Raw genomic sequence first — 14,405 nt, 5'->3', positions numbered from 1 at the left:
GAGGATTCCTCTCCGGCTTCCGGGATGCGACCTGTGGGGTGCCACAATGAGGTCATGACGACTGAGATCGCGATCATCGGAGCAGGCATCGCCGGATTGTCCGCGGCCTCGGAGCTGGCGGAACACCGGGGGACTGGTGAGGGAATCCTCGTGTTGGAGGCGGAACGGGACGCGGCAATGCATACGTCATCCCGGTCCGCGCAGCAACTGATCCCGAGCTACGGTCCGGAACCGGTGCTCGAGCTCACCCGCTGGAGCATTGCCCGGTTGCTCGAAGCTGGCAACTATCTGGCGGCTCCGCTCGCGTGGCCCAGCTCGTTCGTCGTCGCCGGCTCGCCCGAGGACGTGGCCGCCATGACCGTTCCCGGGCTGCGTACCCTTGAGGGCGCCGAACTGTTCGAGCTGTGCCCCGAACTGCGGGTAAACCCGCAGCGCTTCCGGACCGCAGCCGTGGACGAGTCCGCCGTGCGCACGGATGCCACCGCCCTCGTGGCATGGCATCGCGAGCGAGCGCTGGCGGCCGGCGTCGAGATCCGGACGAACAGCCGGGTGACCGATGCCAGGCGGGCCGGGGACCTGTGGGAGCTGACCCTCGACGCCGCCCCGCCGAAGACCGGGCGTGCCGCCACGGTCGTCAATGCCGCGGGTGCGTGGGCGGACGAGGTGGGAGCGCTGTTCGGCGCGGCGCCCCAGGGTTTACGGCCTCTGCGGCGCACGGCGGCCCTCGTGACCTTGGCCGAGCCCATGCCGCCGGAACACCCCATGGTCGACGATGCCGCCGAGGACTGGTACTACCGCCCCGACGCCGCGGGCGCCATGATCTCGCTCGGGGAGGCCGAACCCAGCGAACCGTGCGACGCCCAACCGCACGAGGGCGCCGTCGCCGGGCTGATCGCCACGATCGAGCGGGAGACCAGCCTGCGGATCACGGGCGTGGTCAAGGCGTGGACCGGACTGCGCACGGAGCGTCCGAGCGACGTCCCCGTGTGCGGCTGGGACCCGGTGGCACCGGGTATGTTCTGGCTCGCGGGGCAGGGCGGGTACGGGTTCCAGACGAGTTCGGCACTCGCCAGGGCCGCCGCGGAACTGGTGCTGCGCGGTGAGGTGGGGGACTGGCTCAGCCCCGCCACCCGCGATGCCCTGGCCCCGGACGGCTCCCCCGATCAGTCCGCGACCCCCAGGTAGCGGGCGAGCCACGCGTACTCCCAGGCGGTGTCCCTCCACTGCGAGTAGCGTCCGGACGCGCCACCGTGGCCGCCCGCCATCTCACAGCGCAGCACCACGGTCTCCGGGTGCCGGGCACGAGTGCGCAGGGCGGCGACCCACTTGGCCGGTTCCACGTACAGCACGCGGGTGTCGTTGAGGCTCGTGACCGCCAGGACGGGCGGGTAGTCCGCGTCCCGGAGGTTCTCGTAGGGGGAGTACGAACGCATGTATTCGTAGACCTCGGCCGAGTCCACGGGGTTGCCCCACTCCTCCCACTCGAGGGCGGTGAGCGGCAGCTCGGGCATGAGCATGGACGTCAGCGGGTCCACGAACGGGACCGCCGCGAGCGCCGCACAGTACAGCTCGGGCGCGAGGTTGAGCACGGCTCCCACGAGCAGGCCGCCGGCCGAGCCACCCATCACGGCGATCCGCTGGGCGTCCACGTCCGGGCGGGTGGCGAGGTGGCGGGTGACGGCCACGTAGTCGGTGAACGTATTGGTCTTGGTGTCCTTCTTACCGTTCTCGTACCACCCGCGGCCGAGTTCGCCACCGCCGCGCACGTGCGCGACCGCCCAGATCACGCCCCGGTCCAGCAGCGACAACCGGGACACGGAGAAGCCGGGGTCCGTGCTGATCTCGTAGGACCCGTAGGCGTACAGGAGCACGGGTGCGGGGCGGGTGGGGTCCAGGTCCGCGCGGCGCACGATGCTCACGGGGATCCGGGTCCCGTCCTCGGTCACGGCCCAGTCCCGTTCCACGGTGTAGTCCTGGCTGCGGTACCCGCCCAGCACGGTGGCCTCGCGCCGCAGGACGGGCTCGCCCACGCCGTACTCGTTCGTCCCGGACTCGCCGGGTTCGGCCGTGGGGATGTCGTAGACGCGCGGCGGCGTCACGAAGGACGTGTAGGACACCCGCACCACGGGGTTCTCGTACTCCGCGGAGAGCACGCCACTCGTGTAGAGCTCCTCGTCGAACGCGGCCTCGGCCCCGTCCAGCCGCGACGGCGACGCCGCACCGGCCGCCGCGCTCGACGCCGCGGCGTCGTCCGAGTCCGCAAGGCGGCCTGAGCCCGTGTCCGATGTCGAGGGCACGGCCTCGCGTGGGCCCGCAACGATCTCGTCCACCGCGCGGCGCGGGATCAGGCGGACCCGGGGCGTGGTGTCCGCGCGCAGGGCCACGACCAGGTGGGTGGCGGTGGGAACACAGGACTCGATCCGCACGTCCTCCGACGCCGGGATGACGTCCGTGAGCTCGAGGTCCGCGAGGGCACGGCCCGCGTGCCCGAGCGGCATGAGGCTCACCCGGCCGTTGGGGGCGTGCGCGTCGTGGGTCAGGAGCACGTAGTCCTGGCCGGCCACCGTGAGGGGTTCCACCTCGTAGAGCACCCGGTCCTCGCGTGAGATCATGACGCGCCAGGGCAGGGAAGCCGGCCCAGCGGCGTCGTCGGACGCATCGGCGACCGGCTCATCCGTGGGGGAGCCGGTCAGCTCGGTCAACGGCAGGATCCGGTACTCGCTGTACTCGGAGCAGGACGAGGACAGCATGAGCCACCGCTTGTCCGCGGAGAGCTCGGCCCCGAGCCACAGACCGGGGTCGTCCTCCTGGAACAGCAGCTCGTCGGAGGAGGCATCCCGGCCGATGACGTGCCGGTACACGCGCCACGGCCGCCAGGACTCGTCCACGACGATGTAGATCAGCTGGGAGGCGTCCGGTGTGAGGAACGCGCCGTACGAGGTCTGCCCGATCCGGTCCGCGAGCAGTTGTCCCGTGGCGAGATCCTTGACCTGGATCGTGAACCGTTCGTCACCTGCGGTGTCCTCGGACCAGGCCAACCTGGAGCCGTCCTCCGACACGCTGAAGGCGCCCAGCGCGTAGAAGTCGTGCTCCTGGGATGCGGCGTTAGCGTCCAGGAGGGTCTGTTCGCCGTCCAGTGCGGTGCCCGGTTCCACGGTGGGCGGTGTCCACTGCGCGGGGTCGGTGACCGGGACGCGGCAGAAGATCTGGTGGGCGCCGCCCTCGACCGTGCGCGTGAAGTACCACCAGTCCCCGCGACGCGACGGCACGGACAGGTCCGTCTCGAGCGTGCGGTCCTTGATCTCCCCGTAGATCCGCTCGCGCAGGGGCGCCAGATCCTCGGTCGTGGCCTCCGCGTAGGCGTTCTCGGCGGCCAGGTGCGAGCGCACCTCGGGGGAGTCCTTGTCCCGGAGCCACTCGTAGGGATCGGCGAAGGTGTGCCTGTGGAACGTGCGTTCCACCGGGCGGCTCGGGGCCACGGGATAGCACGGCTGCTCGGAAGTCATGCCCACAGTCTAGGGGCGGGTGGGGACGCGCAGACGTGGTCCCGCTCGCGAACGGCCACAATGGTCCCGTGCAGACTCCCACCCCTTCGCAGTGCGCTATGTCGCGCACCGACACGTGGCTTCAGATCGTCCTGGTGCTCGGCGTGTCCCTCGGGGCGTCCGCGGTTTACGCCGTGCTGGATCTGGCCGAGGTGCTCATGCGGTCCTCGCTGGCCGACACCACGACGACGCTCAACCGGCCCCTGAGCAGCGTCCCCCTGATCGACGCGTTGCGTCAGCTCACGGGCATCGGCTTCGCGCTCGTCCCCGTGCTGCTGGCCCTGTACCTCATGGCCGGGGTGGCGCGGGGGATCCCCGGCGTGCTGTGCAGGATCGGGGTGGATGGGCGCAGACCCGCGTGGGACACGCTGTGGGGAATGGGCCTGTTCGCGGTGATGGGCGGCGGCACCCTGGTGCTCTATCAGGTGGGCCGGTCCCTGGGGATCACCGCGCAGATCACCACATCCACCATGGAGCAGACCTGGTGGGCGGTTTCTTTGCTCGTGCTCTCCGCGCTGCGCCACTCGATCGTGGAAGAGATGATCGTGGTGGCGTTCCTGTGCGAGCGCTTGCGATCCCTCGGATGGTCGTGGTGGCTCGTGGCGGTGGCCTCCGCGGTGGTGCGGGCCAGCTATCACCTGTACCAGGGGTTCGGACCCACGCTCGGGAACCTGGTCATGGGACTCGTGTTCGTGTGGCTCTACCGCCGCGGCGGTCGACTCATGCCGCTGCTGATCGCCCACGCCCTCCTGGACACCGTGGGCTTCCTGGCCCCGCAACTGCTCGCGGGCTGATGCCGGAGACCGGGCGGAGCGGCGTCGTCGGCCGCACCGAAGGGAACCAGATCAAATGGTGACGGTGCCGTCCGGGGTGTCGAACGAGACGGCCATGACCCCGGGGGTGCCGTTGGGGGCGCACCAGGTGACGTCCAGCGAGCCCAGGACGTCCTCCACGGGACCGCCGAGCCACTCCGTGACGCGGTCGGGGGAGCCGGCGATCTCCATCCCGCTCAACCGGACGTCCGTGATCCGCGCCTGGGACGGGTGCATCTCGTCCTCGGAATCGAAGTGCACCATGAACGGCAACTGCGGGTCGGAGATCAAACCCTTCACGCCGATCTGATGCCATTCGAGCTGCCGACCGTCGGGGAACAACCGGCCACCGGGCACGGAGGGGCGGCCCAGCTTGGCCTCGAAGGGCGCGAGGTCGGGGACCTCTACGACCCAGCCGAGCCAGCCGCCGCCGGCGTCGGAACGGGCACGGACGGCCTGACCGAACGGCGCCTTCTCCGCGGCGGGGTGCTCGAGCACCGTGACGACCTCCACGTACTGGTGGTCGGTGAGCGGCAGGATCATGTTCCGGGTGCCGAAACGGGGGTGCACACCGCCCTTGACCGGTTCGATCCCCAACCGGTTCGCGATGCGTTCGGTGGTGGCCTCGAGGCCGTCGGGCTGAGCCGCGAAGGAAACGTGATCCAAGTTCATGACGCCATGGTGACACCGGCCACACGGGCCACCAAATCGAGCGCGAGCCCGGCGAGTGTGTGACCTGCGCCGCCCGCTCCGGTGGGCAGGGCTGGCTCTCCGCACCTCCCGAGACCTGGCATCGGGACGGCTGATTCGGGCGGGGACTGTGTGGGTCCAGGTCAACGAGACGCGCGTCTCAGAGGCTGGAGTTCGCAGCATCAGCCGGGGAGTCTCCGACCGAACCCTCGCTATATGACCTGAGACCGATATCGATCCCGATCACTACGAGGTGGTTCCCGTGTCCGCAAATGCCGTCGGTTTCACACTCCTGATCCTCCGAGTCGCCCTGTTCCTGGGGAAGTTCGTGCGCGTCAAGGTGGGTTGGGTCCAGAGCCTGTTCCGCAGCGACGAGTACTACCCCGCCGGCACCATGACCAGCCGCCCGTCCTCCGTGGAACCGTTCTCCCGGCACATGTCCATCGCGGCCGTGGTTGGCGGCGTTCACCATCCTGGCGGTGGTCGGCATCGCGTTCAACGTGGCCATTTTCCTGTGGTTGGCACCCCGCATCATCGGTCGCTATTGGTTCGGGCGCGGTATCGGTGACTTCCACCCGTCCATGGGTGTGACCGCCACCGGGCTGATCCTCATGCGCGTGGTGGACCCGGAGGCCAAGACCCGGTGTTCGAGGCGTTCGGTGACAAGCAGCTGGTGTTCGAACCGTTCTTCGGGGGCGGGTTGGTCACGGCGCTGGCCATCCCCGTCATCTACCTGACCGGCGTGAGGCCGTTGTTCTTCGTGATGCTCGCGGTGTTCGTGATCGCGGTGCTCACGGGTCTGTTCTACTTCCATCCACGTGAGACGAAGGACCGGGAACTGCACACCCGGGAGATGGAACAGCAGGAACGAGCGGCCACTGACCCCGAGCCCGCTCGCAGCGTCCCCGGCTTGACTCCCGCCCCGCCGGGTTCGGACAATGAGGTAATAGGTCACGAGAGTCAGCGCGAAGCCCCAGCTAGCTGACCGGCAACCCTCCCATCCGCGGTGGGGTGCCCTGGGTGAGGACCTGGCCGTGGCGTCGACCGACGTCATGCGGCAAGCGCGGGTCATTGGTGCCCGGTCACAGCACGGGCACCGTGCGGATCGCCACCGGACCCCTGATCCTTCCGAGAAGGAGTACGGCCATGAGCACCGCTCCCACCCCCGACAATCCCCAGGGCTGGTCGTTCGAAACCCGACAGATCCACGCGGGCCAGAACCCCGACCCTGTGACCGGGTCGCGCGCCCTGCCGATCCACCAGACCACGTCCTTCGTGTTCCCGGACGCCCGCACGGCGGCGGCCCGGTTCGCGCTCGAGGAGATGGGGCCCATCTACTCGCGCCTGACCAACCCCACCACGGAGGTCGTGGAGAACCGGGTCGCGTCCCTCGAGGGCGGCGTGGGGGCCCTGATGGTCTCCTCCGGGCAGGCCGCGGCCACGCTCGCGATCCTCAACCTGGGCGGCGCCGGGACCCACGTGGTGGCCAGCCCGTCCCTGTACGGCGGGTCGTACAACCTGCTCAAGCACACGCTGCCGCGCATGGGCGTGGAGACCACGTTCGTCTCGGACCCGGACAATCCCGCGCAGTGGCGGGACGCGGTGCGCGAGAACACCGTGGCGTTCTTCGGTGAATCCATCCCGAACCCCCGCAACGACGTGTTCGACATCGAGACGATCGCCGGGATCGCCCACGAGGCGGGTGTCCCGCTCATCGTGGACAACACGATCGCCACGCCCTACCTGGTGCGGCCCATCGAGTGGGGCGCGGACATCGTGCTGCACTCGGCCACCAAGTTCCTGGGCGGCCACGGCACGGCGATCGGCGGGTTCATCGTGGACACCGGAGCGTTCGACTACTCGCGGGACCCCGAGCGCTTCCCCGGTTTCAACCAACCGGACGAGACGTACAACGGACTCGTCTACGCCCGCGATCTCGGTGCGGACGGTGCCTTCGGCGTCAACCTCTCATACGTCCTCAAGGCGCGCGTGCAGTTGCTGCGCGATCTGGGGACCTCGATCTCTCCGTTCAACGCGTTCTTGATCGAGCAGGGCATCGAGACGCTGTCGTTGCGCATGGAACGTCACGTGGCCAACGCGCAGAAGGTCGCCGAGTGGCTCGAGGCCCGCCCCGAGGTGCGCTCGGTGTCCTACGCAGGTCTCGAGTCCTCGCGCTGGCACGACCGCGCCCTGAAGTACGCGCCCAACGGCGCCGGGTCGGTGCTCGGCTTCGTGCTCGACGGCGGCCGGGACGCCGGTGTCGCGTTCGTGGACGCCCTGAGCCTGCACTCCAACGTGGCGAACATCGGTGACGTGCGCTCGCTCGTGATCCACCCCGCCTCCACGACGCACGCCCAGCTCAAGGACGAGGAGCAGCTCGCCGCGGGCGTCGAGCCGGGCTTCGTGCGACTGTCCGTGGGACTCGAGGGCATCGACGACATCCTCGCGGACCTCGAGGCCGGATTCGCCGCGGTGGCCGCGGGCGGCGGTGCTGTCGGCGACGCGGCGTCGTCGCCGGAGGACACGGGGAACTGACCATGACGGTCGTGGGCAACGGGCCGCGCACGCGCTGCGACGGCGTCGTACGGAGGGCCGAGCTCGGTGAGCTCGTGCTCGAGTCCGGGTTCCGGCTGCCGCACGTGCACCTCGCGTACGAGACGTGGGGCGAGCTCGCGGCGGACGGTTCCAACGCGGTGCTGATCGAGCACGCGCTCACGGGTGACACGCACGCGGCGCGCGGTGGCGCGGGACACGTGGACGCCGCGAGCGCTCCCGAGGGCGCGGCCGCCGTTGCGGACGGTTGGTGGGACGGGCTCGTGGGCCCGGGCGCCGCGATCGACACGGACCGCTATTTCGTGGTGTGCGCCAACATCCTGGGCGGGTGCTACGGCAGCACGGGGCCCTCGAGTCCCGCACCGGACGGCACCCCGTGGGGCTCGCGCTTCCCGCGCGTGACGGTGCGGGACTCGGTGGCCGCGGAGGCGCTGCTCGCGCGGGCGCTCGGGATCTCCCGGTGGCGGCTCGTGATCGGCGGGTCCATGGGCGGGGCGCGGGCCCTCGAGTGGGCCGTGACCCACCCGTACCGGGTGGCCGCGTGCGCCGTGATCGCGGCTAACGCCCGGGTGGGTGCCGAGCAGCTCGCGTGGGGCCAGGCCCAGGCGCTCGCGATCCGCCAGGACCCGAACTTCCGGGGCGGGGACTACTACGCGGGCGAGTACCCGGAGGCCGGTCTGGGGCTCGCGCGGCGGATCGCGCACATCACGTACCGCAGTGCGCACGAGCTCGAGACGCGCTTCGGGCGCGAACCCCAGCCCCGCGAGGACCCGCATGCGACCCACGTTGCGGACCGCGGTCGGTACCAGGTGGAGAGCTACCTGGACCACCAGGCGTCCAAACTTGCGGGCCGCTTCGACGCGAACTCGTACCTGAGTGTCAACGAGACCTTGATGTCGCACGACGTCGCTCGTGGCCGCGGCGAGCTACGGGACGTCCTAGCCCGCACGCGGTGCGAGTGGCTCGTGGCCGCGGTGGACTCCGACCGGTTGTTCTTCCCCGCGGAATCCGCCGAACTCGTGGCCGCGCTGCCGGGGGAGCAGGAGCTGCACACGATCACGTCCCCGAGCGGGCACGACGGGTTCCTCATCGAGACCCCGCAGGTGGGCATGTTGTTGCGGGAGACCGTGCTGCGAGACTGAGCAGGGAGCCCTGATGGGCCGGCCTGGCCGGGGAGACCCAGTGGGCCCGGGCCGGCTCAGCCCTCCCGGTCCTCGCCGGGAATGCCCTCGCCCGCACCGGGGATCGTGGTGCGCCCGAACGAAGGGCGCTTGGCGGTGATGTTGTCCCCGGAGCTGCGACGCCGGATCCGGCGGCCGACCCACGGGACCAGGTACTTCCCGGCCCACACGAGGTCCTCGCGACGCGCCTCGCGCCACGTGCGCACGGGACGGTCCCCGAGCTCGCCGGGAACCAGGTCGTGCTCGACCCCCAGGGAGTCCAGGACCTCGCACGCGATGAGCTGGTGGCCCAGGGGCGAGAAGTGCAACCGGTCCGGTGCCCACATGGCAGGTTCCCCCAGTTGCTGCAGTCCCCAGAGGTCCACCATCACGGCGTCGTGCCGGGCGGCCACCACGCGCAGGTTCTCGTTGAAGATCGCCACGCGCCCGCGGATGCTGCGCAGCACGGGGGTGTTGCCGATGTCCGGGCCGTCGAACATCGTGACCGTGGCACCCGTGGCGGCGAGTTTCTCGATCACGGCGTCGAGCCGCACCGCGATGTCGTCCGGATCCGCACCGGGTCGCAGCATGTCGTTGCCGCCCGCGCTGATGGTCACGAGGTCTGGGCGCAGTTCGATGGCCGGTTCCAGCTGTTCGTCCACGATGCCCTGGAAGAGCCGACCGCGGATCGCGAGGTTGGCGTACGCGAAGTCGTCGGTGTGGCGCGCGAGCTCCTCGGCCACGCGATCGGCCCAACCGCGCACACCGCCGGGGACGGCGTCGTCGGGATCGCCGACGCCCTCCGTGAAAGAATCGCCGATCGAGACCATGCGGTGCCAAGGGTGCTTCGGGTCGGAGGGGGCTCGGGAGTGAGTGCTCTTATCCATACCCGGTTTCTAACACACCCGCCTGAACGACTCAGGCCCGCGGGCAGTGCCGGGTGGGCATGTCAGGATGGAACCATGCAGCAAGCTCCCCATGTGATCTGGAACAACGAACCGCAGGACCGCGCCGGAACACCCTTGGTGGTCATGTTCCACGGCTACGGTTCGTACGAGGAAGACCTCATGGCCCTGAGCTTCGCGCTACCGCAGGGCTACACGTACGCGTCCGTGCGCGCACCGCAGCGTGCGGGCATGGGGTTCCAGTGGTTCCCGCTGGCCGCAGATCTCGCGTTCACCACGGACGCCGTGGTCGCCGCAGCCGAGGCCGTGATCGAGTGGTTGCGCGAAGAGTCCCAGCAGCACACGCACGTCTTCCTACTGGGGTTCTCCCAGGGCATGGCCATGGCCACGACCGTGGCGCGTCACGTCCCCGAGCTCGTGGACGCCGTCGTGGGGATGTCCGGGTTCGTGATCCCCGTGGCGCCCGACGACGCCCAAGCTGATTTCTTCCGGGACGACCGGCTGCGCGCCGAGCCGCTGCGCATGTTCTGGGGCCGGGACCCGGAGGACCCCGTGATCACCTCGGTGCTCGTAGACGGCACCGCCGAGTGGGCCAACGATCACACCGAGCTGACCAAGATCCAGTACCGGGGCATCGGTCACGGGGTCTGCCCGGAGGAACTCGCGCACATTAAGGAGTATCTCCAGGCCGCCGTGGACGCGACCTCGTAGGGCGTCAGCCCGTCACGATGCGCACGGGCGGCAGCTCCGCCCCGACCACCGCGATCACGTCTCCGGCGTGCAGTTGCGCGCCGCGGCGCAGTTCCACCGCGCCGTTGACCGTGACCTGCCCCTCGGACACCAAGTGCTTGGCGTGTTGGCCGTCCTCCGCGAGGTTCGCGAGCTTGAGCGCTTGGCCCAATCGGATCATCTCGTCACGGATCGGGAGTTCTTCGTAGTCGTCGTGATGCATGGGTCCATCCTCGCAGGCTCGGGAGTAGTCTACATCGGTGACTTCTCCCACCCCCGTCCGCCGTCCCGCCCCCACTCCACACGCGCACGCCCGGAGCCCACTCGTCCTGCTCACGGGGGTCGTGCTGAGTATCCTGGCGGGCTCGTGCCTGGCCGTCCAGTCGCGGTTCAACGGCGCGCTGGGCCACGCCATGGGGGACCCGTACCTCGCCGCGCTCGTGAGCTTCGGGATCGGGTGCGCAGTGTTGCTCGTGGGCTCCGTCCTACTGCCTGCGGGCCGGCGCGGCGCGGCGCGGTTGCCGGGCGTGCTGCGTACGCGGCGGATCCGCTGGTGGTACTTCCTGGCCGGGGTCTTCGGCGCGTACCTCGTGATCGCGCAGACGCTCACGACGGCGCTGCTGGGCGTGTCCATGTTCATCCTGGGTCTCGTGGTGGGTCAGTCCCTGGGCGGGATGCTCGTGGACCGGTGGGGGATCGGCCCCGGCGGGATGCAACCGCTGAGCCGCTACAGGGTGCTCGGCACCGTCCTGATCCTGGCCGCCGTGGCCGTGGCCATGGCGCCGCGGTTCTCGGCGGGTTCCCTGCACATGTCCACCCCGGCGTTCGTGGGCGCGGTGGCGTTGCCGGTTCTGGCGGGTGTGCTCAACACGGTGCAGACGGCGTGGAACGCTCACATTGCCGCGGCCACCGGGACGCCCCTCACATCCACGCTCACGAACTTCGCGGCCGGGACCGTGGCACTCGTGGTCGTGGCCGGTGTGGCCCGCTGGCTCACGCACCCCGGCCCCGTGCAGTGGCCCCACGAGTGGTGGCTCTATACGGGCGGGATCCTGGGCATCGTGTTCGTGGCCGCCGGGGCGGTGCTGGCCCGGCACGTGGGTGTGCTGCAGACCAGCCTGGGGCTCGTGACGGGCATGCTGCTGGGGGCCCTCGTGCTCGACGTCGCCGTGCCCACCGCGGCCACCGTGGTCACCCCCGTCACGGTCGCGGGTACGCTGGCCACCCTCGTAGGCCTCGTGGTCGTCACACTCCCGTGGGGTTCACGCCGCCGTTCCTGAGGCGCGATTCTGCATGGTGTGGTCGGGAATCCGTCGCCCCACGATTGATTGCACGTGTAATGGTTTGTCGTTAGATTTTTCGTGAGACGCACGTCACAGTGGAGCGCCGCGAGGAGACGACCGTGACCCAGATCCCACATTTCATCGCAGGCACACGCGTCCCGGGGGAGTCCGGGCGATTCGGGGACGTCTACAACCCCGTGCAGGGCGCGGTCGCGGCGCAGGTGCCCCTGGCCACCGCGGACGAGGTCGAGCGCGCCGTCACCTCGGCCCAGGAGGCGTTCCCCGTATGGTCCGCGCTCAACCCCCAACGCCGGGGGCGGCTGTTGCTCAAATGGGTGGACCGGATTAACGAGAACGCGGACGAGTTGGCCGAGCTGCTGTCCAACGAACACGGCAAGACGCTGGAGGACGCGCGCGGGGACATTCAGCGCGGCGTCGAGGTCGTGGAATTCGCCGCCGGGGCACCCCACCTGCTCAAGGGGGAGTTCTCCGCGAACGCCGGCACGGGGATCGACGTCCACTCGGTCCGCCAGCCCCTCGGCGTGGTCGCGGGGATCACACCGTTCAACTTCCCGGCCATGATCCCGCTGTGGAAGACCGGCATCGCGCTCGCAGCGGGCAACACGTTCGTGCTCAAGCCCTCGGAACGCGACCCGTCCGTGCCCGTGCGGCTCGCGGAACTCGCCGTCGAGGCCGGGATGCCCGAGGGCGTGCTGAACGTGGTCCACGGGGACAAGACCGCCGTGGACGCGCTGATCGAGGACCCGCGCGTCCAGGCCGTGGGATTCGTGGGTTCGAGTCCGATCGCCCAGTCCATCTACGTGGCTGCCGCACAGCACAACAAGCGCGCCCAGTGCTTTGGGGGCGCCAAGAACCACATGGTCATCATGCCGGACGCGGACCTCGAGCAGGCCGCGGACGCCCTCATGGGCGCCGCCTACGGCTCCGCGGGGGAGCGCTGTATGGCGGTGTCTGTGGCGGTGCCCGTGGGGGAGGCCACCGCAGACCGGTTGGTCGACCTGCTGCGCGAGCGCATTGACCAACTCACCCTGGGCCCGTCCCTCGACCCGGCTTCGGACGTCGGCCCGGTCGTGGGCCCGGACGCCAAGGAACGCATCGAGCGCTACATCGGCATCGGTGAGCAGGAGGGCGCCACGCTGCTCGTAGACGGGCGCGGCGCGGAGGTCGCGGGTCACCCCGACGGCTTCTGGGTCGGGGCCACCCTGTTCGACCACGTCACACCGGACATGCAGATCTACAAGGACGAGATCTTCGGCCCCGTGCTGTGTGTTGTGCGTGCCGAGGACTACGAGGAGGCCCTGCGTCTGCCCTCCGAGCACGAGTACGGCAACGGCGTGGCCATCTTCACGCGCGACGGGGACACCGCGCGCGACTTCACGTCCCGGGTGGACGTGGGGATGGTGGGCGTGAACGTCCCGATCCCCGTGCCCATCGCATACTACACCTTCGGCGGGTGGAAGGCCTCCGGTTTCGGCGACCTCAACCAGCACGGCACGGACGGGTTGAAGTTCTACACGAAGACCAAGACCGTGACCACGCGCTGGCCCTCCGGGGCCAAGGAGGGCTCGAGCTTCGTGATGCCCGCCGGCAGCTGAGCGGGCCCGCGGGCGCCCGCGGGTTCCCTTCCACGGGGCCCGGCCCGTGGTCCCCGCCCCATAGGTCCCGCGCCTCGCGACCCGCACTTCGCGACCCGAGCCGAACGCCCGAACCGAACGTCCCGAACCCCCGGGTTCCGAACTGTCAGGGAGCACCATGAACACCTCCGGCACAACAGATCTCCGGGTGGCCTTCCTGGGCCTGGGCCATATGGGCGGGCCCATGGCCGCCAACTTGGTGGCCGCGGGCGTCCCGGTCCTGGGGTTCGACGTGGTCCCCGCCGCGATGGACGCCGCCCGCGCGGCCGGGGTCACGGTGGTGGACTCGCCCGCGGCCGCGGTCCGTGAGGCGCAGGTCGTCATCACCATGTTCCCCTCGGGTCGGCACGTCCGGCAGGCCTACACGGGCGACGACGCCGCGCCCGGTCTGCTCGCGGCGGCACCCGCCGGGACCACGTTCCTCGACTGCTCCACGATCGACATCTCCGACGCGCAGGACGCCGCCGAACTCGCCGTGGCGGCGGGCCACCGGGCGGCGGACGCACCGGTCTCGGGCGGCGTCGTCGGGGCGGAGGCGGGAACGCTCGCGTTCATGGTGGGCGCCCCGAAGGACGTATACCGGGAGGTGCTCCCGCTGCTCGAGATCATGGGCGGGCGGATCGTGCACTGCGGGGGCAACGGCATGGGGCAGGCCGCGAAGATCTGCAACAACATGATCCTGGGCGTGTCCATGATCGCGGTGAGCGAGGCGTTCGTGCTCGCCGAGAAACTGGGGCTCACGCACGACGCGATGTACGACGTCGTCTCGCAGGCCTCGGGACAGTGCTGGTCCCTGACCACGAACTGCCCGGTGCCCGGGCCCGTTCCCGCGAGTCCCGCCAACCGCGATTTCCGGCCGGGCTTCGCCGGAGCCCTGATGGCCAAGGACCTGAACCTGGCCGTCTCCGCACTGACCGATACCGGGGTCGCGGCCCACATGGGCCCGCTCGCCGCGCAGCTGTACCGCGAGTTCGCGGCCGGCGACGGCGCCCACCGGGACTTCTCGGGGATCATCGAGACCATCCGCGCCGAGAGCGAGCGCGGGGCCTGAGTGGCATGGCCTGACCAGCAAG

Annotated in this window: 14 protein-coding genes and 1 riboswitch; of the genes, 10 read left to right on the top strand and 4 right to left on the bottom strand. The window is 70.1% G+C overall.

Features of this window, described 5'->3' with window-relative positions; translation table 11 throughout:
• Positions 1-54: 54 nt before the first annotated feature.
• Positions 55-1,185: an FAD-binding oxidoreductase gene (locus Q9R22_RS00555; RefSeq protein WP_131333247.1), complete on the top strand. Its 1,131-nt coding sequence runs from the start codon at positions 55-57 to the stop codon at positions 1,183-1,185.
• Here Q9R22_RS00555 and Q9R22_RS00550 read toward each other — a convergent pair.
• On the bottom strand, positions 1,164-3,506 hold the full coding sequence (locus Q9R22_RS00550; protein WP_131333246.1) for a S9 family peptidase: 2,343 nt from the start codon (positions 3,504-3,506) through the stop codon (positions 1,164-1,166). The genes Q9R22_RS00555 and Q9R22_RS00550 overlap by 22 nt on opposite strands.
• A 68-nt stretch (positions 3,507-3,574) precedes the next feature.
• On the opposite strand from Q9R22_RS00550, the gene Q9R22_RS00545 reads away from it, so the two are divergent.
• Positions 3,575-4,339 carry a CPBP family intramembrane glutamic endopeptidase gene (locus tag Q9R22_RS00545; RefSeq protein ID WP_311253930.1) on the top strand — a complete coding sequence of 255 codons (765 nt, stop codon included), beginning with the start codon at positions 3,575-3,577 and terminating at the stop codon, positions 4,337-4,339.
• A gap of 51 nt (positions 4,340-4,390) precedes the next feature.
• Here the strand turns inward: Q9R22_RS00545 and Q9R22_RS00540 are convergent, their stop codons facing one another.
• The gene (locus Q9R22_RS00540; RefSeq protein ID WP_064846920.1) at positions 4,391-5,029 is read right to left on the bottom strand and encodes a VOC family protein; all 639 of its coding nucleotides are present in this window, start codon (positions 5,027-5,029) and stop codon (positions 4,391-4,393) included.
• 280 nt (positions 5,030-5,309) lie between these two features.
• On the opposite strand from Q9R22_RS00540, the gene Q9R22_RS00535 reads away from it, so the two are divergent.
• From Q9R22_RS00535 to Q9R22_RS00520, 4 genes are all read left to right on the top strand, one after another.
• A complete protein-coding gene (locus Q9R22_RS00535) occupies positions 5,310-5,615 on the top strand; it encodes a hypothetical protein (RefSeq protein WP_206479746.1) in 306 nt (101 codons plus the stop codon).
• Positions 5,616-5,690: 75 nt separating this feature from the next.
• Complete coding sequence (locus Q9R22_RS00530; RefSeq protein ID WP_207387840.1) at positions 5,691-6,032, top strand: hypothetical protein; 342 nt, start codon at positions 5,691-5,693, stop codon at positions 6,030-6,032.
• Positions 5,997-6,117: riboswitch (SAM riboswitch) on the top strand. It overlaps the preceding gene by 36 nt.
• A 76-nt stretch (positions 6,118-6,193) precedes the next feature.
• A complete protein-coding gene (locus Q9R22_RS00525) occupies positions 6,194-7,582 on the top strand; it encodes a bifunctional o-acetylhomoserine/o-acetylserine sulfhydrylase (RefSeq protein WP_131333245.1) in 1,389 nt (462 codons plus the stop codon).
• 2 nt (positions 7,583-7,584) lie between these two features.
• Entirely contained in the window at positions 7,585-8,742 is a 1,158-nt protein-coding gene (locus Q9R22_RS00520; protein WP_131333244.1) for a homoserine O-acetyltransferase, read from the top strand.
• 56 nt (positions 8,743-8,798) lie between these two features.
• Here Q9R22_RS00520 and Q9R22_RS00515 read toward each other — a convergent pair whose 3' ends face one another.
• Entirely contained in the window at positions 8,799-9,647 is an 849-nt protein-coding gene (locus tag Q9R22_RS00515) for an SGNH/GDSL hydrolase family protein (RefSeq protein WP_131333243.1), read from the bottom strand.
• Positions 9,648-9,722: 75 nt separating this feature from the next.
• On the opposite strand from Q9R22_RS00515, the gene Q9R22_RS00510 reads away from it, so the two are divergent.
• Entirely contained in the window at positions 9,723-10,376 is a 654-nt protein-coding gene (locus Q9R22_RS00510) for an alpha/beta hydrolase (protein ID WP_064846924.1), read from the top strand.
• A 4-nt stretch (positions 10,377-10,380) separates the two neighbouring features.
• Here Q9R22_RS00510 and Q9R22_RS00505 read toward each other — a convergent pair whose 3' ends face one another.
• Entirely contained in the window at positions 10,381-10,617 is a 237-nt protein-coding gene (locus tag Q9R22_RS00505; protein WP_064846925.1) for an RNA-binding S4 domain-containing protein, read from the bottom strand.
• 37 nt (positions 10,618-10,654) lie between these two features.
• Here Q9R22_RS00505 and Q9R22_RS00500 point away from each other — a divergent pair, with 37 nt between their 5' ends.
• The 3 genes from Q9R22_RS00500 to mmsB all read left to right on the top strand — a co-directional run bounded on the left by Q9R22_RS00500 (position 10,655) and on the right by mmsB (position 14,383).
• The gene (locus Q9R22_RS00500) at positions 10,655-11,674 is read left to right on the top strand and encodes a DMT family transporter (protein WP_311253929.1); all 1,020 of its coding nucleotides are present in this window, start codon (positions 10,655-10,657) and stop codon (positions 11,672-11,674) included.
• 122 nt (positions 11,675-11,796) lie between these two features.
• On the top strand, positions 11,797-13,293 hold the full coding sequence (locus Q9R22_RS00495; protein WP_207387839.1) for a CoA-acylating methylmalonate-semialdehyde dehydrogenase: 1,497 nt from the start codon (positions 11,797-11,799) through the stop codon (positions 13,291-13,293).
• Positions 13,294-13,450: 157 nt separating this feature from the next.
• The gene (mmsB, locus tag Q9R22_RS00490) at positions 13,451-14,383 is read left to right on the top strand and encodes a 3-hydroxyisobutyrate dehydrogenase (RefSeq protein ID WP_131333240.1); all 933 of its coding nucleotides are present in this window, start codon (positions 13,451-13,453) and stop codon (positions 14,381-14,383) included.
• The last annotated feature ends 22 nt before the right edge of the window (positions 14,384-14,405 follow it).

Origin of the sequence: Kocuria sp. PD6 (assembly GCF_031844145.1) — a bacterium.
Lineage (GTDB): Bacteria > Actinomycetota > Actinomycetes > Actinomycetales > Micrococcaceae > Kocuria > Kocuria marina.
The sequence above is the reverse complement of the archived record's forward strand: the minus strand, read 5'-3'. Positions and strand labels throughout refer to the sequence as shown.